Origin of the sequence: Photobacterium lipolyticum, assembly GCF_003026475.1 — a bacterium.
In the GTDB taxonomy this organism is placed as follows: domain Bacteria; phylum Pseudomonadota; class Gammaproteobacteria; order Enterobacterales; family Vibrionaceae; genus Photobacterium; species Photobacterium lipolyticum.
On record NZ_PYMC01000011.1, the window covers coordinates 93480 to 116687 of the forward strand.

General features: G+C 45.7%; 16 protein-coding genes. 3 read left to right on the forward strand and 13 right to left on the reverse strand.

The genetic code is table 11. The features are described 5' to 3' along the window. Nucleotides 1-24: 24 nt before the first annotated feature. Nucleotides 25-1221, reverse strand: a complete 1197-nt coding sequence (locus tag C9I89_RS15490) for an acetate kinase (protein ID WP_107284224.1) — start codon at nucleotides 1219-1221, stop codon at nucleotides 25-27. A 334-nt stretch (nucleotides 1222-1555) separates the two neighbouring features. On the opposite strand from C9I89_RS15490, the gene yfbV reads away from it, so the two are divergent. Beyond that, entirely contained in the window at nucleotides 1556-2005 is a 450-nt protein-coding gene (yfbV, locus tag C9I89_RS15495) for a terminus macrodomain insulation protein YfbV (protein WP_107284225.1), read from the forward strand. Nucleotides 2006-2291: 286 nt separating this feature from the next. Here the strand turns inward: yfbV and C9I89_RS15500 are convergent, their stop codons facing one another. The 9 genes from C9I89_RS15500 to C9I89_RS15540 all read right to left on the reverse strand — a co-directional run bounded on the left by C9I89_RS15500 (nucleotide 2292) and on the right by C9I89_RS15540 (nucleotide 14713). Next, entirely contained in the window at nucleotides 2292-3086 is a 795-nt protein-coding gene (locus C9I89_RS15500) for an ABC transporter ATP-binding protein (protein ID WP_107284226.1), read from the reverse strand. Between the two features lie 15 nt (nucleotides 3087-3101). Further along, nucleotides 3102-4028: an ABC transporter permease gene (locus C9I89_RS15505; RefSeq protein WP_107284227.1), complete on the reverse strand. Its 927-nt coding sequence runs from the start codon at nucleotides 4026-4028 to the stop codon at nucleotides 3102-3104. 79 nt (nucleotides 4029-4107) lie between these two features. Beyond that, on the reverse strand, nucleotides 4108-5073 hold the full coding sequence (locus C9I89_RS15510) for an ABC transporter substrate-binding protein (protein WP_107284228.1): 966 nt from the start codon (nucleotides 5071-5073) through the stop codon (nucleotides 4108-4110). 498 nt (nucleotides 5074-5571) lie between these two features. Further along, nucleotides 5572-6528: a ChaN family lipoprotein gene (locus tag C9I89_RS15515; protein WP_107284229.1), complete on the reverse strand. Its 957-nt coding sequence runs from the start codon at nucleotides 6526-6528 to the stop codon at nucleotides 5572-5574. A 114-nt stretch (nucleotides 6529-6642) separates the two neighbouring features. Then, nucleotides 6643-7458 (reverse strand): 23S rRNA (guanine(745)-N(1))-methyltransferase, encoded by an 816-nt coding sequence (rlmA, locus tag C9I89_RS15520; RefSeq protein WP_107284230.1) that lies wholly within the window; start codon nucleotides 7456-7458, stop codon nucleotides 6643-6645. Between the two features lie 119 nt (nucleotides 7459-7577). Then, nucleotides 7578-9464: a methyl-accepting chemotaxis protein gene (locus C9I89_RS15525; protein WP_107284231.1), complete on the reverse strand. Its 1887-nt coding sequence runs from the start codon at nucleotides 9462-9464 to the stop codon at nucleotides 7578-7580. A 331-nt stretch (nucleotides 9465-9795) separates the two neighbouring features. Next, nucleotides 9796-11064, reverse strand: a complete 1269-nt coding sequence (locus tag C9I89_RS15530; RefSeq protein WP_170107713.1) for a sigma-54-dependent transcriptional regulator — start codon at nucleotides 11062-11064, stop codon at nucleotides 9796-9798. After that, a complete protein-coding gene (locus C9I89_RS15535; RefSeq protein WP_107284232.1) occupies nucleotides 11051-13429 on the reverse strand; it encodes an ATP-binding protein in 2379 nt (792 codons plus the stop codon). The genes C9I89_RS15530 and C9I89_RS15535 overlap by 14 nt, the downstream gene beginning before the upstream one ends. Before the next feature lie 6 nt (nucleotides 13430-13435). Beyond that, complete coding sequence (locus C9I89_RS15540) at nucleotides 13436-14713, reverse strand: ABC transporter substrate-binding protein (protein WP_107284233.1); 1278 nt, start codon at nucleotides 14711-14713, stop codon at nucleotides 13436-13438. 320 nt (nucleotides 14714-15033) lie between these two features. Between C9I89_RS15540 and C9I89_RS15545 the strand changes: the two genes are divergently transcribed. Together C9I89_RS15545 and pyk are read left to right on the forward strand one after the other, a co-directional pair. Next, nucleotides 15034-16416: an MFS transporter gene (locus C9I89_RS15545; protein ID WP_107284234.1), complete on the forward strand. Its 1383-nt coding sequence runs from the start codon at nucleotides 15034-15036 to the stop codon at nucleotides 16414-16416. 78 nt (nucleotides 16417-16494) lie between these two features. Further along, a complete protein-coding gene (gene pyk / locus C9I89_RS15550; protein WP_107284235.1) occupies nucleotides 16495-17955 on the forward strand; it encodes a pyruvate kinase in 1461 nt (486 codons plus the stop codon). Nucleotides 17956-18102: 147 nt separating this feature from the next. Here pyk and C9I89_RS15555 read toward each other — a convergent pair whose 3' ends face one another. Genes C9I89_RS15555 through C9I89_RS15565 form a run of 3 tightly spaced genes read right to left on the reverse strand, consistent with a single transcriptional unit; the run spans nucleotide 18103 to nucleotide 22977 of the window. Next, nucleotides 18103-19380: a sigma-54-dependent transcriptional regulator gene (locus C9I89_RS15555; RefSeq protein ID WP_107284236.1), complete on the reverse strand. Its 1278-nt coding sequence runs from the start codon at nucleotides 19378-19380 to the stop codon at nucleotides 18103-18105. Then, nucleotides 19367-21727, reverse strand: coding sequence for an ATP-binding protein (locus C9I89_RS15560; RefSeq protein WP_107284237.1), 2361 nt, complete (start codon nucleotides 21725-21727; stop codon nucleotides 19367-19369). The genes C9I89_RS15555 and C9I89_RS15560 overlap by 14 nt, the downstream gene beginning before the upstream one ends. After that, nucleotides 21727-22977: an ABC transporter substrate-binding protein gene (locus tag C9I89_RS15565; protein WP_107284238.1), complete on the reverse strand. Its 1251-nt coding sequence runs from the start codon at nucleotides 22975-22977 to the stop codon at nucleotides 21727-21729. Before C9I89_RS15565 ends, C9I89_RS15560 begins: the two co-directional genes overlap by 1 nt. Nucleotides 22978-23208: the final 231 nt, after the last annotated feature.

Below are 23208 nucleotides of genomic sequence, written 5' to 3' on the forward strand. Positions count from 1 at the left end.
GGGCACAGCAGAGTATCGCTAGAATTAGATTTCAGCTAGACGCGCTGTATCTTCTGCGATCACTAACTCTTCGTTAGTTGACACAACCATCGCCGGTACGCGGCTGTTGTCTGTAGTGATCACACCTTCGCCGCCGAAACGCGCTTTAAGGTTTTTCTCACCATCAACTTCCACACCCAGGATAGCAAGGCGGTTCAGAACCATCTCACGGATTGGTGCAGAGTTTTCACCGATACCACCAGTGAACACGATAGCGTCCAGACGACCTTCTAGTGTTGCAGTGTAACCAGCAACGTACTTAGCCAGACGGTGGCAGAACACGTCCATGGCACGTGTTGCTTCTTCTTTCTCACCGTAGTTGTCTTCAACGAAACGACAGTCAGAAGTTACGCCAGTTAGACCTAGTAGGCCAGACTCTTTAGTGAACATAGTGTTGATTTCATCAACGCTCATACCTAGCTTGTCATGTAGGTGGAACATAACTGCAGGGTCAAGATCACCACAACGGGTACCCATTACCAGGCCTTCAAGAGGTGTCAGACCCATAGAAGTATCTACAGACTTGCCGTTCTTGATTGCACAAACAGATGCACCGTTACCCAGGTGGCAGTTGATGATGTTCAGTTCGCTCTCTGGCTTACCTAGGATCTTAGCTGTTTCACGCGTAATGAACAGATGAGAGGTTCCGTGTGCGCCGTAGCGACGGATACCGTGGTCTGTGTATAGGTTGTATGGAAGTGCGTATAGGTACGCTTCTTCTGGCATAGTTGTGTGGAAAGCAGTATCGAACACAGCGACATTTTTCAGTGCTGGGAATGCTTTCTTCGCGGCTTTAATACCGATGATGTGAGCTGGGTTGTGAAGCGGTGCAAATGTAGCAGCGTCTTCGATACCTTGAAGTACAACGTCGTCAATAAGCGCAGATTTAGTGAATTGCTCACCACCGTGAACGACACGGTGACCGATAGCGGCCAGATTTTCTGCCAGCTCTGGCTTAGAAGCAATAATGGTATCTACCATGAATGCTAGCGCCTCTTCGTGTGCAGCACCGTTACCAAGTTGTGCTTCGTGCTTGCCATCAAGTTTCCACTTGATACGAGCTTCAGGAAGGTGCAGACATTCTGCAAGACCTGTCAGGTGCTCTTCACCTGAAACAGCGTCAACAATTGCGAACTTAAGAGAAGAGCTACCGCAGTTAAGAACTAGAACCAGCTTAGACATGAGTGACTACCTATAATCTGTCTGAAAGTTGATATTCAAATTGAATAAAAAAAGTACCCATAGAGTAGACGACAATTTATTTAGTCGACCTAATCTGGGTCAAATTCGTTTTGTCCGTATAATAGAGAATTGAGTAACCCGCAATTCTGGGTCATCCTTGAGAGCGCCATGGGTTGCCAGAATGATAAATACAGGCAACAATTACTTTAAGGCGCGCTAAGGATAGCGATTGTTATGCAATATAACAAAAAGATTTTTAGAATAATTTAATTTGAATCAACTTTATTGTCTCTAAATTTGAATTTTTACAGTTTTTTTTGATGGTTGGTGTTTTATGAGTCAAGAAACGATCTGGCAGAATTTTCAAAACGGTCAGCAATATATGGCAACCTGGCCGATACGCAAAGAGCTCGCTTTGATGTTCCCTGAGCCGCGATATATTAAAGCAACAAAATTTGCGACCCGTGTGATGCCGGCTATTGCAGTGATGAGTGTGCTAAGCCAAATGGCGTTCAACAACTATGATGCATTGCCTCAGGCTATTGTCGTGGCCTTTTTTGCGCTGAGTATGCCGCTTCAGGGATTATGGTGGTTAGGCAAGCGTAGTCGCACTGTACTTCCACCGTCATTAGCAACTTGGTATCGCGAAATTTACGAAAAGATAAAAAATGAAGGATATGCGATGCAGCCATTGAAAAAGCAGCCTCGCTATTTGGAACTGGCTGAAGTGCTGAACCGGGCATTTAAGCAATTGGACAAGACGTCGTTAGAGCGGTGGTTTTAATTAAGAGCGGAAAGAACGGGGCTACTGAGGTTCTAGGGATAAGACGTTTCGAGTTCCTAGAAACGAGTAACGAGGAAGAGAGGTTCTATGGAAAGAGCGGAAAAGCTTGACGCAAGTAAGCGGGTTTTGAATCCTCCTTGCAGAACCCCAGAACCCCAGAACCCCAGAACCGAGTATCGCGATACTCGATCCCCGCATCTCGCATCTCGCATCTCGCTACTCGCATCTCGCTACTAGTGTCTCGTTACTCGCTACTAGTGTCTCGTTACTCGCTACTCGTTCCCTGCTAACTCAATAACAGGCTATCATCAGCCAGTTCTTCGCCGCGTACTTTGCTGAACATTTCCAGCAGGTGCTTCACGTCCATCTGGTCACGTTCATGGCCATCAACATCTAACACGATTTCGCCCTGATGGAGCATGACAGTGCGATCGCCATAGGCCAGCGCATCTTTCATTGAGTGAGTGACCATCATGACCGTCAGGTCGAACTCTTCAACCACTTTTTTAGTCAGAGCAAGAACGAATGCCGCCATACGCGGATCCAGTGCCGCAGTATGCTCATCAAGCAGTAACAGTTTACTGTCAGCAAGGGTTGCCATTACCAGGCTTACCGCCTGACGCTGACCACCCGATAGCAGACCAATACTGTCGCCCAGGCGATCTTCCAGCCCTAAGCCTAAGATACTGATCCGTTCCTGAAACTGCTTTCGACGATGGGAAGAAAGTGCCATTTTCCAGCTGCGCTGACTGCCTCGCTTATAGGCCAGCGCCATATTCTCTTCAATCGTCAGTGAGGCACAGGTGCCAGCAAGGGGATCCTGAAAAACGCGGGCAGCATACTGAGCGCGTTCATGCACCGACTTGTCGGTGACATCGATATTATCGATCAATACCTGACCGCTGCTCATCGGGGTTTCACCACTCACCGCGCCGAGTAAGGTTGATTTACCCGCGCCGTTTGAACCGATCACCGTGACAAACTGTTTTTCAGGGACAATTAAACCGACGCCTCGCAGGGCCTGGTTCTCTAAAATAGTGCCTTCATTGAAGGTAACGCGGATATTATTTAATTCAATCATCTTTAGCTTTACCTCCTAGGCCATTTTTTTTGCCGCAACAACGCGTTTCTTTTTACGGTGAAAGCTGCTCTTCATACGCGGGGCAATCAGCGCGACAGCGACCAGCAGTGCAGTGATCAGGTTAAGATCAGAAGCTTGCAGGCCGAACATGCCTGAGCTTAATGCAAAGGCAACAGCCAGACGGTAAAGAACTGAACCCACGATAACTGCAACAACAGCGACCCAGATTTTTCGCCCGGGGATCAGCGTCTGACCCAGAATAACCGCCGCTAAGCCGACAACAATTGTACCGACACCGGAAGTGACATCCGCAAAGCTGTTGGTTTGAGCAAACAAGGCACCAGAGAAGCCGACAAAGCCGTTAGAAAGGGCTAAGCCAAGATAAGTGTATAGTGCCGTATTTCCACCTTGGGCATTGACCATGCGGCTATTGACCCCTGTTGCCCGCAGACCTAAACCAAAGTCACTGGCGAGCAGACGAATAATGAACCAGGCGCTGAAGCCGACGAGCAGGGCTACAACCAGTAAGCGCATCAGGTCTGAGTCGAACCCGTAGTCCATGGCGAAGGTTTCGAATGGTGTCAGAATGGTATCTTCACCCAGTAGGGCAAGATTGGGGCGTCCCATAATGCGAATATTGATCGAGAAGGCGGCAATCATGGTCAGGATACTGGCGAGCAGGTGTAAAATATTACAACGAATCGCCAGGAAGCCAGTTACCAGACCACACATTCCTCCGGCAATTATCGCCAGTAAGGTGGCTAACCAGGGGTTTACTCCCGCGACAATTGCAGTTGCCGCAACAGCGGCACCCATGGGAAAACTGCCATCGACAGTCAGATCGGGAAAATCTAATACCCGGAAGGTCAGGTAAACCCCAAGGGCAACCAAACCATAGACTAAACCTATTTCCAGCGTACCGATGAAGGCAAAGAAAGACATCTATAACACTCCTTGTCTTTAGAGAGATAGAGGCGAGTATCGAGATATTCCTAATCACTCGCCTCTCGATACTTAATACTTACTTCTCTATTGTCGTAGCACGCTCTAATACCGAAGCCGGAAAAGTAATGCCGAGTTGATCAGCCACTTTCTGGTTAAGTGCCAGATCAGAGCCTTTGGCTACTTTAACGGGCAGATCTGCCACTTTGGTTCCTTTTAAAAGGGCATCGACATAATCAGCCGTTTGCACGCCAACCTGGTAATAGTCGAATCCCAAAGCGGCTAGCGCGCCGTTGGCAATGTAAGTGGTCGATGCACCAATGATGGGTTTTTTAGCCTGATTAGCCGCGTTGACTAAGCCATCAATGGCACTTGCCACCGTATTGTCTGTTGGGGCATAGATAACATCCGCTTTTGAAGCGACAATTTGTGCGGCAGACTGAACATCGGCACTTTTAAGCGCGGTGCCTTCAACAACGGTCAGCCCTTTGGCATCCGCAGCTGCGCGCAGCAGTTCAACAAGTGCAACCGCATTGGCTTCACCGGGATTAAAGACAACCCCGATACTTTTCAGATCAGGGATAAGTTCTTGCATTAAATCGACATGCTGAGCGACAGGAGAAAGATCCGATAAACCGGTTACGTTGCGACCGGGTTCATCCATGTTCTTGACCAGCTTAGCGCCGAGGGGATCGGTCACTGCGGTAAACACAACAGGAATAGAACGGGTAGAAGCTGCCAGAGCTTGCGCTGTTGGTGTCGCGATACCCACGAGGACGTCCGGGCGTTCACCCACAAATTGCTTGGCAATCTGCACGGCAATGGCGGGGTTACCTTGCGCGGTTTGGTAGGTGAATTCTAGGTTTGTTCCTTCAATATACCCTTTTGCTTTCAGACCATCTAACAGACCTTGACGAGCCGCATCAAGTGCCGGGTGTTCAACGATTTGTGATACGGCGACTTTTGCTACATCGGCCAGTGCTGATGTTGATAATACCAGTGATGCTGCGACACACGCTGCGGTAAGCAGTTTCTTTCCCTTCATTGCGAGCTCCTTGCTTCTATTTATTTTATTCAGATCATGGCGAGATCATTTATCCGTGTTGTTGGTATTTTCGTCTTGCCTAAGGCTATTTTGTCCTGATTAGAATAATGTTTTATCGTAAAGGGAAAAGAAAGAACATCTAATTTTTAACAAAATAGAAACAAGCGGCAGGTTGTATCTGTGGATTTTTTTTGCTTGGATAGTGTATGTCACCAAACCCTATTCTTTATTTAGTTTAAGTACTGGTTGGCGAGTACGCTTGTGGTTAATTATGCTTATTTGGAATTTTGTTGATGTGTCGATCAGTACCGTATCACTAGGTAATATAATGTTTGTTCAGCTAAGGATAAGGAATATCGGATATTTTAGATGTGATAGAGATACTAGCGGTCTCTCTCCCAAGAACCCCAGTACCAATGTTGATGAATGATGACCGGTTCAAAATCCATGAAAAGAGGTATGTGCCTGGCCGCCGATGGGGTTCTGTTCTTCTCGCGGCTATTTATGACATTTCAAATCGTAGTTTCTGCCATGGAGCCCTTTCATCGCAGCCATCATGTTATCTTTATTGACATAGTCTTCGGGTAACGGCATCACATTGACGCGGTAATCTGGTGCTTGTGCGGAAAGACGGGATGTTTCAGTAACTGGCGTTACCATAACCACGTCCAAACCAGGGTTGCGAGCTTTGATACGAGAAGCCGTTCCCAAGCCTTCTGCGACATGAAATCTACCCGCCACATGAATGATCTGCTTACCCGGGTGTTGTGCCAGATAATTCACCATGCTTTCTGCCATCGTATCGTCCCATGCGGTTTGTGCGGCAAACTGGTGCTGGGTTTTAGCTTCATCACCATGGTGCATTAAAGTGTTAAATTGGGTCTGATACGCATCTGGCGTCAGGGTAAGCTGCTCAGCCACCCACCTGCGCTCATGTTGTGGCAGGCGATCCAGGTAATCTGCGCCATTCTGTCCGATACAACGCACTATGAATTGGGGGGCATTCGCCGCAATCACGTCTAAATCGTGCTGTTTGGCAAATTCAACCAATGGGCGGTAATCGCTGATGTAGTTTGGCCATGCTTTAGCGTTTTTGATCAGGGTTTGCTCGCCAATTTCTCCAACCAGATATTGATTCAACACCGGTTGATGATCTCGGGTGAATTGTTCCATCGATAGTGTGATATTTGGATTCTGGCTATAAAGTTGGGCGAAGAGTTGCGCTTGCATTAAGTGCACGCCAGGGTGGCCATGCCATTCGCCGACTAAAATAATATCGGCATCTTTGATAGCCAGGCTGAGTTCGACTAAGTTGAGCGGCGTGCCTTGGGGTGAGGTGATTGAATAATCATACATTGTCGGCGCGAGGGGGGATGCTGAGGTAGCGGTCGAAACGGGTTGACCGGCACAGCCGATAAGTAAACTTACTAATCCCAGCGGAAACCATTTTTTCATTATTTTACAGCCCCATAATGGTTCAGACTATGTCGGTATAATTGTAGACGGTACAGAAAGATAAATGAGATGAAACTGAGGCTCAATTTCATCTCGGTCAATACCATATGGAGATTATTGGCGGCGATAAACTCGAATTGCGAAATCGGCTTCGCAGTTGAACGTCGGTGCATCAGCCAGTTGCTGCCACACCTCTGTGGATGTTTTCCAGGCAAATGGCGTCATTTGCATCAGCGCGGTCGCTTCTTCACCGGTTAACTGCATGTCGTAATGTAGTTGCTGATCAACAATCAGATCAAAGCCTTCAATGACTTCCGGTGCCATATCATGTAAGCGAACGCCATCGTAAATCAGCTCTTTTAATTGATATAAATGGCGTGCCGCAGGCGTGACGGTCACTAAAACCCCGCCTTTTTTCATGGTGCGCTGTAACTCTTCTGCTTTGCATGGGGCATAAATGCGGACAATCGCATCGAAGTATTGTTCCTGATAAGGCAGGCGGTGGCTTGAAGCGACACAGAAATGGCAGTCTTTATAGCGTTTAGCGGCATAACGCACGGCGACTTTCGAGATATCCAGGCCATGAACGGCCAGCTCGGGATGACGGGCATTTAATCGTGTAAATTCAGAGGTGTAGTAGCCTTCACCGCAACCAATATCCAGTAACTGCCCGGCATCTTCAGAAAGCTGTTCGTCTAGGTGACGAATGACTTCTTCGCGCAATGGTTTGTAATGGTCAGTGTTTAGGAACAAGCGGCGTGCCTGCATCATTTTCTGATTGTCACCTGGATTCTTAGAACCTTTATGGTGAGCAGGCATAAGGTTCACATATCCTTCTTTGGCCTGGTCAAACTGATGATTATTTTCACAGCGCCAATATTGAGGATGTTGAACAAGTGCGGAGTGACAAAGTGGACATTGGTAAGACATGCTGTAAGCCAAGCGATTGAGAGACGGCAGATATTGTAAACCCCTCGATATCGGCCTGCAAGTTGGCCCGGTTTGCACCGGGCCTTCATGCGATCAAATTGCTGGTCAGTGAGTTCCCGTTAAATCTTGTATTGATTCACTTCGAGGTTAAGCTCTTCGGCGAGGTGGCGCAGAGCCTCTGCCTGCTGGTGGCCTGATTCGGTATCTTGAGCAATTTGGTTCGCAACTCGCTCTAATGCTTCGGTATTGCGCGTTATTTCTTCAGTAACCAGGCTTTGTTCTTCTGCGGCGCTGGCGGTTTGAGTTGCTATATCGGTAATACTGGAAACGGTATTGGTGATTTGTAGCAGGCTGTTGCAAGCGGTTTCTGATTCAATAACACTGATTTTAGCTATGCCCTGACTGTCCGCCATATATTTCACGGCAAGGCTAGTGGTGGATTGCAGATCTTCAATCATGGATTGGATTTCTTGGGTTGAAGAGTGGGTCCGCTGGCTTAGCACCCGAACTTCGTCGGCTACAACGGCAAATCCACGACCTTGCTCCCCGGCGCGTGCCGCTTCAATGGCCGCATTCAATGCCAGTAGGTTAGTTTGCTCGGCAATGCTTCTGATAGTCGATAAAATGGCTGAAATGTTCTGAGCTTGGGAATTTAATTGGTTGATTGTGGTACCCGTATTTTCGATCTCATCGGCTAAGTGGGTGATCGCTGATTGGCTCTTTAATACTTGCCGGTAACCCGCATCCGATATTTCACTCGCTTGATGAGTTTGACGGGCCGTGGCCTCAGCATTACTGGCAATGCTCTGGGTAGCGGCGGCCATTTGATTGACGGCTGTTGCAACGCAACTAATTTGCTGATATTGCTCATGGACTTTTTGATTTTGTGCCTCGCTTAAGGCCGAGGTATTGGCAGCTTGTTCAGACAGGCTAACTGAAATTGTATTGGTATCACTCATCATTGTTTGTAGTTTGCTGACAAAGTGATTAAATGCATCGGCTAACTGGCCAACCTCATCACTGCTTTCTACCGGTAAACGTACCGTTAAGTCGCCATCACCGTGGCTGATATTTTTAAGTGCGTTCGTGAGTTGTACCAGCCCCTTCAGCATTATCTTGATTAGCAGTGTCACCATAAGAACAGCCACAAGGGTCAGGCCTGAAGCGATAACGGCTTGTTCTTTTAGTAATGAGCGATACGCGGTAAACGTCAGCTCATCGTTCTGACTGATAGCTAAATACCATTCCGAGTTGTTAACTTTGGTCAGTGAGAGCAGGTGTTTTTGACCGTTGAACGTGATGTTTAACAGCTCATCATGCTGGGCTGCTCGCACAATGGTTGCTGGTAAGAGCTGGCTATCCAGTTCTGATGCCGGAGAGAGAACAAGCTTTGGATCATCATGGGCGATGATAGTTCCGTCTTGATGGATCAAGAAGACATGGCTGCTTGCGTTGAGCTTAAATTGCTGCAGGGCATCAACTAAATAGTCGGTCGTGATGGCGGCACCAACAACACCCGGAACGCCGTCAATCGTGGTGGGCATCGATAAAATAAATTTCATAATGCCGGAGTTTTTACCGATCAGAGGTTTAGAAATGACCAGACGGTCAGTGGTGATGGCCTGCTGATACCAAGGTCGGATTCTGGCATCATAGCCTTGCTTTACTCGTGATGGAAACGAGCGAATATAATAGCCTTGTGCATCAGCATAATAGGCATCATCAAGCGCTAACGAGCGCTGTGCTTGCTGAAGGGCATCTAAGTGGCTTGCTTTATCAAGAGGTTTAGACAGGTTTTTAAGCGTATTGATACGGTCATCCATCCATACGCTCAGATTTAGCGCTGCGACACGGGATATGTTATCCATCATGGCGTGGGCTTCATCTGTGGTGTGTTTTTTTAAGGTGCTGGCAGCCTGCAGCGACAATGTTGTCGTTACGGTCAGCACGATTAAGATAAGTAACAGTGATAATTTTGTGTTAAGCGTAAACTCTCTGAATTTCATCAGAAGACATTCCTCATGATCGTAACATATCGAGTGTTTTCTATACTCATTTGAAACGTGGCTTTATCTCTGGATGGAAAGATAAAAGATTGGTTATTTTATCTTTTTTGTAGCCAGCGATAGATGACGGTGAATGGTAACAATTAATTTGGCAGGTACTGAGAAGGCTATCGAATACTGTCTCTTTGATTTATGTATTTATGAGGCAAAAAGGGCCCAAAAAGGTTAAATAACATATAGCCGGGGTGAGGTTAAGCCTTAGGGGGAATTAATATGCCTGAATGGCATCAGGCATATTAATTGGTTTGAAGATGGGGTAAATCGCTGGATCTTAATTCACTTTGTAGTTGTTTTTGTCTAAGTCGTATTTTCTCATCCTTAGATAGAGTTTTTTGCGCTGAATCTTTAGATATTCTGACACATCGTTGATGCGCCCGGCGTACAAATAGAGCGCATCCTCGATTAATTGTTTTTCATACTGTTCAACCAGATCATCTAATGGGCTGGTCATTTGTTCGATCGGCTGAGTACGATCGGCGTTAGAGAGCTTTATCATCCCTATCGCATAGAGTTCGGCAACACTTTTTAACTCTCTAATATTACCCGGCCATTGATGGCGTTTAAGTGTGTCTAAATACGCTTTATCAACTTTAGGCCGTTGCTTGCCCAATAAGGCGCAGCTTTTTTTTAGAAAATGGCGAAACAGTGGAATGACATCTTCTTTACGCTGGCGCAATGGCGGGATAGCAAACCGGACTTGGCTTAAAAAGTAGAACAACTCTGGCAGCAGGCGGTGTTCTTTTAATTCGCTTTCCGGACACTCGCCAAATATTGCGATCAGCTTAACCGAACGTTTACCCGAACGTTCTTGATTCAATAAAAAATGACTGAGAAAGCGCTGCACTTCTGCCGGCATGGAGCCTGGCTCTTGTAATATCAAGCTACCTTTTTCTGCTTCTTCTAAAGTACATTCCAGCGCTTTAACAGATTGAATAGAATTGCCATTTTTAACCACCAACGGTTGTGAACTTCGTGGGCTGTGTTCATGTAACAGGATTGCGGTGGTATATCGTCCGGTTCCGCTTTCGCCTTGGATCAGCGCATCTCTGTCTGCGGAGGCTAACAGTTTAATGTGGTTGCGCAGCTCTTCAATTTCAGTACTGGTACCGAGAAGTTGTTCAGGGAGGCTGTTTTCGATGATTTGCCACTGCTCGACAAGATTTTTCCGCTCTGCGATGACTTTTTCCAGTAAGTTAAGCAATTTTTTTGGTTTTAAAGGCTTTTCTAGGTAATTGACAGCCCCTTTTTGCATTGCTTCAACAGCCATCGCAATATCACCATGTCCGGTGATGGTGATGATAGGAAGATGTGGACTGATCGCCTTTACCTTGTCAATCAATTCCATGCCACTCATGGTCGGCATATAGATATCAGTCAGGATCACGCCTGACCAATTCGGATGGATCTCTTTTAGAGCCATATGCGGATCTTGGAAGGCACGTGTTTTATAACCCGCAAGTTGCAATAAATGCTGGCATGAGTTCAGCACGTGCTGATCATCATCGATAAGTACAACTTGAATATCATTACTGAGCATCATTTATAGGGAACTCCAAAACAATCATTGCACCGCCGTTTAGTGTCGAGGCCAGTTGAATGGAACCGTTCATTCGGATCATAATTGAACGGCAAATATTCAATCCAAGCCCTAACCCTACTTCCTTGGTGGTGGTAAACGGGGTAAATAGTGTATTTATAATGTCTTTGTCAAAGCCTTGCCCGTTATCACAACAGGCGATGGTTAGGCGTTGCTCTGAACGGCCCAACTCGATGATATCGACGTGGCCATGTATATTGACTAAAGGTGCGAGGGCATCGCAGCTATTGACCAGTAAGTTTACAAGAACCTGTTCAATTTGAATCGGTTCGCCAAGGCCGGTACTGCGTGGTGTAAGCTGATTATTGAACTGAATGTTATGTTGTTTGGCCCGATAGGCGACGATATCAATGGCATTCTGCGTCGCTTGATACAGATTAACGACACTATTCAGTTTAGAGGTTGTGGTTTTTTTTGAAAAGTTACGCAGGTTGGCAATAATGTGATCCATGCGTTCACAGATCTCATTCATTTTCGCCAGTGTGTCGTTCAGATCGGGATATTGCGTCTCGTTGTAAGTCATCTGTACAGTAAAAATGTATGTCGACAGCGCAGAAAGCGGCTGATTTAATTCATGTGCCAGTGTTGTCATGGCCTGACCAACGACAGCCATTTTGGCCGATTGGATCAGTTCATCTTGTGCCGTGACAAGATTGGCCTCAGCGCGTTTTCTTTCTTCGATTTCATCGTGCAGCGCTGCATTGGTGGCTGATAATGTCTGTGTTTTTTCTTCGACTTTATGTTCTAGCCAGCGGGCAATATTTTCTTGTTCGGTAATATCGGTCAGGGTAATAATCACCTTAGGTATCTTATTTTGTTGAAAAACCCTCAGATCCAGACGGAAGTAGCGTGTCTGACGATATTCATCATTCATCGCCATGGTTAAACTGTCAGCACCTTCTCTGAGCAGTGTACTGTGTGAAGTGAATATTGATTTCAACTGCTGGTGTTTTTGTGGCTCGAATAAATCCCAAATTGTTTCTGATTTGACGTGTGGTGACGTGAGCAACGGGAAAAGTTCTTTGGCCTGATAGTTGACTGATTCAATCATCCCGTCTGTCGTGCAGGTGATGATACTTGCCTGGGTGTTGTTGATCAGGTTCAGGGCATTGGTTTTTTCGATTTCCTGTCGCTGTAGGCAGAAATTACGCAGGTTGCTACCTAGTTTGCCAATTTCGTCATGGCCTGTTACCGAAACAGGCAGTTCGACTTCACCCGTTACAACGGCACTCAGTGCCAGGCTCAGATCATGTAACCGGCCAACAATACGTTTGCGGACAAAATAGGTACAGATAAACGCACTACTGAATAAGGCGCAGAGCAGAACAATAAAGAGAACGTGATTACCCGTCCTGACGGTTGTTTTTGCCTCGAGTTTAATACCTTGTAACTCTCGACTTGCCTTATTGACCAGTTTATTTATTTGCTCTTGCTGGAAGTTTAGCCGGGTTTTAATCGTCTGTTTTTGATTGTCGGTCTGGAGGTTGATCGCGACAATACTCTGAAGTAGCTGATGAAGCTTGCTGTCTGGTTGAACAATGGCAATCAGTTCAAGTAGCAACTGGTGGTGAGTGATGCTGGTTGCATTATGTAGCAAAGCATCACTCAGTGATTTAATTTCCTTGGTTTTGTATCCAATAAATTGAAAAGCACTGCTGAGGTTACGCTGTTGATGCTGACGGATCACCTCTTGAACCAGGGAAATTAATTCATTTTCGTTAACGGTTAGTTGTTGTAACGCTGAAAAATCACTATAGAGCGAGGTTTGGGTTGTTGAATTTAAATTCGCTGTTCGAGAATTGGTAATTTGCCATTCTAACTCCTGGTTCAACGGTGTCAGTTCATCGACGATATCCTGATGGAGCCATAAGATAGTCTCAGAGGTTTTATTCAGTTGCTGGTTCAGTTCGATCTTAGTTGCCTGCAGTGTGGTGTAGAGCTCAATATCATCAGCCAGCTGGCTATATTCTTGCCTCAAGTTGTTAACCAGAGGCAGGGACGTTAACGTTATCGTCGCTCGATTGAGTTCAGTCATTTCATCCTCGAGCCTTACTTTGAGTTGGTTCAGTCTTAGCTGGTTGCTGGTTGTGTACACTTCATTCAGGTATGCCTGTAGTTCTGCGCTGCTGCGTTCTAGTTGATAGCTGGCTTTCAGTGCTGGAATGTTATCATCTACCATCAGATCAACCTTACTATCCAAGGTCTTCCAAGTGGTGAAGGCAACAATGCTGACTAAGCAAATCATCAGTAGAATGCAAGTAAAGGCGGCGACAAGGCGTGAACCAATGGTATTGAATTTGAACAACACGGTAACTTACTCTTGATCTATTTGATTGAGCAGATGATTTGCTTGTTGCAAATTTTTCTTAAGGGCTTCTTTCCATCGCTGAATTTCAGCGGCAACAATCGGATCTCTGCCGCGTTTTGCACCGTCACTATGAAATTGTGCCAAGTAGGCTGGGGAATTCGATTGTTCTGCGGTGACGGGAACCTTTGCTGCATACTGTTTTGCTAGTAGTAGTTTGTTATGTACCTCAGAAGGCAGATTTGTTATGGCCTCTAGCTGATGGATGGAGGACCAGGTACTATTAAGTTGATGTAGTTGTTCTGTAATTGCTTGGTCAAAGAGCAGAGAAACGAGTGCATCTCGGCGATGTAACAGCTGTTTATTTAAGATAAAAGATTTTCTTTCTGCTAATTGTGGCTGATTAAGAGAATGTTTAGCCATAGATGATTTTTCCAGTACACGCTGCCCGGAGTCAGAAAGTAGAAAATCAACGAAATTTTTAGCATTTACAATAGAGTGACTTTTCTTCGCGATACCAACATAAGCCGGCATCAGAATAGAGTTAGGCAGATAATTAAAGTCGATGTAATTAAATACTTTTTTGCTGTTTATGGCATAACTGTCTATTACCGGTGCTGCGCCAATTAATCCTTTTGAAATAGCCTCGCTGACCCCAAAGCTTCGTGAGGAAATGAAGGCGATATTCCCCCCGATCTGCATAAGCAACCGCCAGCCATCTTCCCAGCCATAATGCTGAAGTATGTTTTCAACCATCAGGCTTGTAGTGCCTGACCGAGAAGGGGTACTCATGGTGATGTGGTGGAAGTACATTGCATTTGTTAAGTCTTCCCATGATTTTGGCGTTGGCAGATGATGGCTGCTCAGATATTGCTGGTTAGCCATCAGGCCAAAGCCAGAATAGCCAAAAGCAGTGATTTCACCTGAAATATCAATGATGTGTGGAGAAAGCCAATTCGGAACCTGATGCGGTGAGTTAATGGCATAGAGCTGCTTGTTGGTTGAAAGGTGATTAAATAGCACCGGTGATGAGGAGATGATGATATCAATATTCTGAGCATCATCTTTTGCTAATAATCTTAAGGCCGTGCGGGTGCGCCTGAAGATAATGCGAACTTCAGTATCTGGGAATAGTTGCCGGTATTGTTCGACCTGTTGCGAAATAGTATGTTCGGAAAAAGTTGTAAGTATCACGATTGGTTTACTTTCAGCTGCAAAAGCATTCGCCTTAGCTAACAAGAATATTAATAGTGTGATGAGTGTTTTAATAATGTTCATTTTGGCCATGATGGTAACTTGTAAATAACCCCTGATTTTAGCGTTTTGTGCGCCCTATCAAAATTACGGAAATAAGAGAATATTATTTAACAACGGCGGTGTTCCATTCTTGGAACATTTTCAAGTTCGCTGTGAACCATTATCTGCGATATAACCATACCTCTCCAGCTAAAATGTCCTTTTGTTGTCTCATGTGAAATTAAATTTGGGAAAGATTGTTCCCAAAACCGCCTGCTTGCTGGTTATTTAGAACACCCTATTATCTGTCTCAAAGCACTACAGCTTGATTATTTTACGATACAAAAAATAAAGTATGCATGGAGATTAGTATGTTCAGTTTTTTTAAAACCAGACCGGATAAACCGGTTATGGCAGGAAGTCCGGAAAAAATTCAGTCCGTTTTTAAACGCCACCAATGGTCTGTATTTTTAGGTTTAGTTTTTGGCTATGCTATTTTCTACGTTGTACGTATGAGTTTAGGCGTCGTGAAAAAACCGATGCTGGATGCAGAGATTGTGACCAAAGCAGAGCTGGGTATCATGGGCTCGGCATTCTTTTTCACTTATGCAATTGGTAAGTTCTCGAATGGCTTTTTGTCCGACTATGCCAACATCGGTCGGTTTATGTCATTTTCTCTCATATTGTCTGGCTGTACTGCCATCGCGATGGGAATGAATACCACGGCATTTTTCTTTATTCTTTTATGGGGATTAAACGGCTGGTTCCAATCTGTAGGCTCGGCGCCTTCATGTGTCTCTCTCTTCCAGTGGTTCTCTCCAAAACAGCGAGGTAGCCGTTATTCGATTTGGGGGGGGTCTCGTAATATCGGTGAAGGTATTACCTGGATCCTGACGGCGACCATGGTGAGCTACTTCGGTTGGCGTGCAGGCTTCATTGGTGCAGGTATTGCCGCGGTGATTGCTGGGCTATGCATGTTCTTTATTCTGCGTGACCGTCCACAGACCTATGGTCTGCCTGATGCGGCAACAGCGTTTGGTGAAGAGGCTGAATTCAAAAAATCGAATGATCCGAAAGAAACCCGCCGTGCTCAACTGTTCATTTTGAAGCAACCTACGGTGTGGCTAATTGCTCTGGCATGTGCGGCAATGTACACCTCACGATATGCAATCTCTTCTTGGGCGGTTTTATATCTTCAGGAAGTAAAAGGCTATAGCCTGATTGATGCCGGTTTTGCAATGTCAGCATACCCGATTGCCGGTCTTGTTGGTGCGGTTCTCTCCGGAATTATTTCTGACAAAATCTTTAAAGCAAACCGTCATATTCCAACGCTGTTATATGGAATGGCCAACGTGGTAGGTATGTTCTTACTATTCTTTGGCCCACAAAGCCGAATGATGGATGCAGCAGCCTTGACGTTGATTGGCTTTGCGATTGGTGGTCTGGTTGTCTTCCTGGCAGGTCTGACGGCGTGCGACCTTATGCCTAAAAACGCAGTGGGTGCGGTAAAAGGCTTCATCGGTTTGTTCTCGTACATGGCGGCATCGGCGCAGGAGCTGATTTCATCAAACCTTATCACTGTGACTGAAGTCGTGAATGAGGCAGGTGAAACGATGAAGGTGTATGACTTTGGTGCTGCACAGTATTTCTGGATTGGTGCATCAATTGTATCGCTATTCTTAGCCTTAACGGTTTGGAATGCCAAGAAGGTAACCATGGAAGATGAACCTGGTGAGCCTGCTCTAGCGAAATAGTTGTTGCGAAATAAATGATTTTAAGTAGCGGCGTGATGCCGCTACTTGTCTAATTACGTATTCTCTAAGGTAATACCTATGTGCAAAACCAAAATTGTTGCCACGTTAGGCCCCGCCAGTAATGATCCGCAAACGATTGAAAAATTGATTTTAGCGGGTGTTAATGTTGTTCGTTTGAATTTCTCTCATGGTTCCTCAGAAGAGCATATTGCCCGCGCAGAATTAGTGCGGGCAATTGCTGTACGATTGGGGCGCCATGTTGGGGTTTTGGCTGATCTGCAAGGGCCTAAAATTCGGATTGCTGTTTTTCGTGACGGCAAGGTGATGCTTGAGAAAGGTCAGGCATTTACCCTTGATGCAGACATGGCATCAGATGCAGGAACAGAAAACGCCGTCGGTTTGGATTTTCCCCAATTAGTCAATGACGTGCAGCAAGGCGATGTTTTACTGCTGGATGATGGACGCATTCGTCTAAAAGTTACAGATATTGACGGCGGGAAAGTTCACACCACAGTATTAAATGCTGGGGTGCTGTCTAATCGAAAAGGGATCAATTTACTCGGTGGTGGCCTTTCGGCACCCGCGCTTACCGATAAGGATAAGCAAGATATTATCACTGCAGCCGCTCTTGATGCCGATTATATCGCCGTTTCGTTTCCTCGTAATTCAGCTGATTTACATGAAGCTCGTCAGTTGGTTAAAGCGGCTGGCTGTCACGCTGCAATCGTGGCGAAAGTTGAACGGGCTGAAGTCGTGGCCTCAGTGAAAGCGATGGATGATGTCATTTTAGCGTCTGATGTGATTATGGTTGCACGGGGGGATTTGGGCGTCGAAATAGGTGATGTCAATTTACCTCTGATACAAAAGCGGTTGATTGAGCGGGCGCGTTATCATGGCCGTCCGGTGATCACGGCGACTCAAATGATGGAATCGATGATTGAGAATCCCATGCCAACGCGAGCCGAGGTCTTGGATGTTGCCAATGCAGTACTTGATGGTACAGATGCCGTAATGTTATCGGCCGAATCTGCCGCGGGTAAATATCCGGTTGAAGCCGTTGCTTATATGGCTGACATCGCGAGTGGCGCAGAAGAGCGTATCAGCGAAGCCAGTGATAATTGGCAAAACTTACTGAATCTATGCTCAGAGCCGCGAAAAAGCATGGCGTTAGCTGCCATGCTGTCGGTATCAAACTCAACCCAAAAGTCAGGTGTGGCAATTATTACCGAACAGGGTGACACCCCACGCTTAATGTCTCGCTGGCAGGGTAAGCAGCAGATATGGGCACTGTCTCATGACCCTCGTGTTTTACGTCAACTGGCATTACTGCGGGGTGTTACACCGGTTTATTTCGAACATGTCGGTAAGACGGGGCAAGTCCTGGCAGAAGAGGTGAAATCTGTTCTCTATTATGCCGAGATGTTAAATGACATTGATTCGCTGATCTTAACGCAATTTGAATCACTCGAAAATGTGGGGGATACCGATATTTGTCGATTCATTAAATTAACGAAGGCGGCGGAACCAGTAGCCGCTTAACCTGATTTTTTGCCGGTAGATCGGTGTGTTGTTTAGTGATGATACTTCGAGCTCCACCGAAGTGATCACTGTTGGCTCTGATTAGCGCCATTTCTCGCTTATTTCGCTCGCCTTACTTTGCAAAAAGTGGCGAGCGTTTTTTTGCTGTTAATTCGATAGCCTGACTTTAAACTCGGCTTTATCTAAACCATGTTTTTTCATTCTTAAATACAGTTTCTTGCGTGGTATCTGCAGGTAAGAAGACACTTCATTGATACGCCCGGTAAAGAGGTACAATGCATCTTCGATGAGTTGTTTCTCATAGTCATCGACCAAGTCATCTAACGGGCTGCTCATTTGATCTAGCGGCTTAGATCGCTCTTGTCCGGTCAGCTTGACAATACCAATGGCATACAGCTCTGCGACGTTTTTCAGCTCCAGCACATTTCCAGGCCATTCATGACGATTAAGGGTGTTGATGTAGGCCTTATCAACAGCAGGAATAGCCTTATTGAGTTTTTGGCAGCTCAGTTTTAAGAAATGTCTGAATAACGGCGTAATATCGCAGCTGCGTTGCCTTAGGGGCGGCAAAGAAAAGCGCACCTGGCTCAAGAAGTAGAACAGTTCAGGTAGCATCTGTTCATTTTCAACAACCTTTTCCGGCTCACCTTCCACAATGGCTAATACTCTCACTTCCTTTTTACACTGGCGCTCTTGCTCCAGCAAAAAACGACATAACCATTGCTGTGCTTCAATTGGCATGTCTTGTGGATTGTTGAGACATAAACTGCCACTACGTGCTGAGATCATGCTCCGTTGCAGATCCGGGGTACAAGTAATCGCTGAACCATTGACGTTTATATAAGGTCCCTGATGAATAATGCTATTTTTATGCAGCAGTTTGGCAACAGTATGACGGCCGGTGCCGCTTTCCCCTTCAATAAGCACATCTTTGGTTGTGAGTGCGATTTTTGTCACCTGCGCACGAATTTTGACGATTAAAGGACTGTCACCATTTAATTCGTTTGATGCCGTGTGGATCAGGGTTTTACGCTGATTAATGACCTGTTTACGCTGAGGCAGGAACCGTTCTAATAACGCCAGAAGATCTGCCGGCTGTAGCGGTTTCTGTAAAAAGTCGATCGCTCCTTTTTTTACCGCATCGACCGCCATCGGGATATCACCGTGGCCAGTGATTATGATAACGGGCAGCTCTTCATCAAGGCCTTTTATTTTATCCAGCAACTCTATACCGTTCAGACCAGGCATATACATATCGGTAACGACGACTCCTGGCCAGTTTTTATCTAGCATCCCCAATACCTGAGTCGGATCTGTTGCGGTTTGTGCTTTATAGCCAGAGACTTCAAGTAAATGTTGATAAGCGTCGACAACATCCTGATCGTCGTCAACGATCAGTACTTCAATATCATCATTCATTATCATAATTAATTAACTCCAAAACGACCATGGCTCCACCCTGAAGGTTTGAAGCCAGGAAAATCTCGCCCCCTAAACGGGTCATAATTGAACGACAAATACTTAACCCCAGGCCAAGCCCGACGTCTTTCGTTGTGGTAAAAGGAATAAAAAGTTTCTTGATGCTCTCATCAGCAAAACCATCCCCGGTATCTCTGACCGTAATACGCAGAGGAGAGCTGATAGCGTCAAGTGTGCTTATAGTGATTTCACGCTGTTCGCTTGCTGCGACAGCATCGCAACTATTCACCATTAAGTTGACCAGGACTTGCTCTAGTTGCACTTGATCGGCTAGAGCATATAGCGCTGTATCAACCTCATTGATAATGGTTGTCTTTTGAACTTTCGCCCGGCTTTCAATTATCAGCATGGCTTGATTTATCGACTCATGGATATTGACACGTATAAGCGGGTTGCTCGCTGATTGTTTGCGAGAGAAACTGCGTAAGCTGGAAATAATGTTGCCCATGCGTGCGGTAAGGTTGTCTATCTTGTCCAGACTGGATGCCAGCCGATCGTGATTATGTTTTTTGATCGCAATTTTAGTAGCAAAAACATGGGTTGAGATAGCAGAAAGAGGTTGGTTTAATTCATGTGCGAGCGATGTCATGGCTTGGCCGACCACCGCCATTTTTGCCGCTTGAATGAGGTCATCTTGCGTTGCGCGTAAGTCATCTTCAACTCGCTTACGGTCCTCTATTTCAGCCCTCAACTGTCGGTTACTGTTGGTCAGAGACTGCGTTTTTTCCCGCACCATATTTTCTAACCAGCGAGCAGCATTCTCCTGTTCGGTGATGTCTGTCATCGTAATAATAACCTTGTCGCTATTACCTTGTTTAAACAAACGAAAATCGAGTCTCAGGTACTGTATGTTCTCTTGGTAGCTCTGTTTAAGGGTGAGGTTGCAGGCACCATTTTCCACTAACGGGCTACCGTCTGAAAAGAGGTACTTAAGCCTTTGCTGCATGTTTTCATTAAATAAATCCCAAACGGTTATATCGGCCATAGCGGTATCGTAGCTAAACAGCCTTAAGGCGCTGGGATTAACGGATTCCACAACACCGTTTAAATTGCAGGTGATGATGCTGGCTTGCGTGTTGTTGATCAGGTTCAGGGCATTACTTTGCTGCATTTCCTGCATCTGGCGACAGAAATCGCGGAGGTTATCACCGAGCAAACCGATTTCATCATCGCCAGTAACCTGAATATTGGCATTCAAATTACCCTTGGTAACTGAATCAAGGTCCTTACTTAGTAGGTTCAGGCGTTTCACAATCCCTCTGCCAACCAAGTGGATTGACAGTATAATGGATAAGAATATCGACAGAGACACCACGCCCAGCATCATAGCATTGCTATATATGAGGGATTTTCTGGTTTCATTATCTAATTGCTGCAGTGAGGTATCGGCTTGTTCCACCATGGTCTGGATCCGTTCTTCCTGATCTTTAAGGCGGGTCTGGATACGTTTTTCATGCTGGCTGATCTTCATATGCAGTTCTACATCTTGCTTGAGCAGTTTTTCAAGCACACCGTCAGGTTCAACTAACGCAATAAATTCTTGCAATAATTGCCGATATGAAATCGTAGAAGGGTAGTGGTGCAGTGTTTGACTCATTTCTCTGACTTCATTGGTTTTGTAACCAATAAAGTAGAACGCATTACTGAGATCGCGTTGTTGGCGTTGCTGAATGATCTCCTGAACCAATTGGTGAAGTTTGTTTTCATTAATGGTGATCGCTTGGATCAGCGAAAACTCGGTCATGACACCTGCGATGGCTTCACTGTTAATGGCATTGGGTAACATTCGCGTTAATTGCCATTCCACCTCCTGGCGCAGTGGGGTCAGTTCATCGACCAAATCCTGATGGAGCCATCTGATGGTGTTTTCGGTTTGTGTTAGCGAGTACAAGTGTGTGTTACGCTGGTTTACTAAATTAGCATAAGCATCGATATCTTCCCGCAAGATTTCATGTTCAGTCTTTATCGATGGGTATGACTTTAGGCCGGCCGTGTCAGTGATCGCATTGGTGATCTGTTGCAGCTTGATGTTGATGTTCTGCTTCAGATCGTTATGCATGATGGGGTCAGTATTGTGGCTCAACAGAGAAAGGGTGGCCTGCAGGCCAGAGGTATTTCTTTCTAGCTGGTAACTTGCCTTGAGAGTTGGCATATTTTTGTCAACGATCGCCTCAATCTGGTTATCGATGGCTTCCCAGTTGACTACCGCAATCAAGCTTACGCTGACGGTGAGAAAAGCCATAAAGGCAATCGCGGCAATCAGGCGATATCCAATTGTTTTCCTGCGAAGCATCATTTGCTCCCTTCGCGCTCGGCAATGATCTTCTGGCTGAGAGCGATCGATTGCTCAAGTTGACTACCCATAATACGGCGCCAGGCATTAATGCATCTTGCAGTTTGCACGTCCGTACGGGATAGCGACAGTTCATGATACATATCGCTATTGGCCTGAGTTTCAGTGACCGGTGGGGTCGAAGCCAGACGGATCGCTAAATTGAATTGGCGGCGGTGTTCGTCTGTCAGGTTTTGCACCGTGTTGAGCTTGTGGATAAGCTGCCAAGCCTGGTTTAATAATACTAACTGGTGACTGATAGTTTGTTCAAATAGTTGTTTTACAAGTGCTTTCCGGTGACGCATAAGGGGCATATTCAGCGGTTGGCGTGTATAAGATGGTACTGTTTTCTGCTTTAAGCCATATTTGTGCAGCGAACTCGTCGGCAGTTTTGCCTGCACCTCATCAGAGAGTAAATATTTAATCAATGCCAGGCTATGCTTGGATTGATGGGTATTGTTGACGGCTGCGATATAACTCGGGATCTGCGGACTGTGATTCTGGTAATTGAATCCTATAAAAGGGAATTGTCTCTGGCTTTCGTAGGCGAAGCTGTCAATAACGGGACCAATACCTGCCAGACCACGAGAAATGGCATCGCTCACCCCAAAACTACGGGCAGAAATTGAAGCTAAGTTACCACCAATTTGTAATAGAAGTTTCCAGCCATCTTTCCAGCCATATCGTTGCAGAATGTTTTCAACCATCAGATGCGTGGTACCAGAGCGGTATGGGCTGCTCATGATCACATGCCGGAAATATTGGGGGTGGGTCAGATTTTCCCAATTGACCGGTATATCAAGATTATGCTTGGCTAGGTAATCTTTGTTCCACATCAAGCCATAGCCTGAGTAACCGAAGATAACAATGTTCGCTGACTGACTTTGCCTAAATGGCTGTATGAGTTGTGAATGAGTGATGTCAGCTGTAAGTTCAATTAGCTTATTTTGTTCAATCAAAGGTTGGAGTGTAAATTGCGATGATGAAATCACAATATCAATATCATGACCGTTTTTTTCCAGCAAGCGAACACCTGATTCTCCCCGGCGGTGAAGAACTTTGATCTTTGCATCTGGGTATTGCTTCTGAAACTCCAGAGTTATTGGTGTAATTGCTGATTCAGTAAACGTTGTCAGAATAATTAAATGATTCGTTGGTGCAGCAATGCAACCTGGCGAAATAATTAGCAATAACAGAAGCAATCGAATCATGATAGTTAATACTATATCCCTTTATTGGTAGGTTTTATATACAAGGTTAATTCGCGAGATTATACCTAAATAATGTCACTTATTTTCAATCTTCTAAGATGTTGGTGATTTTTATAGATGGGACGATCGAAATGTGTCATTAGTGACTCCTTGCTGGTGTGGGTATATACCCAAGTAACCTCAAGATGCTCGTTTCAGCGAGAATTTCCAGCTGCTAAGGTCAGGCGCTAA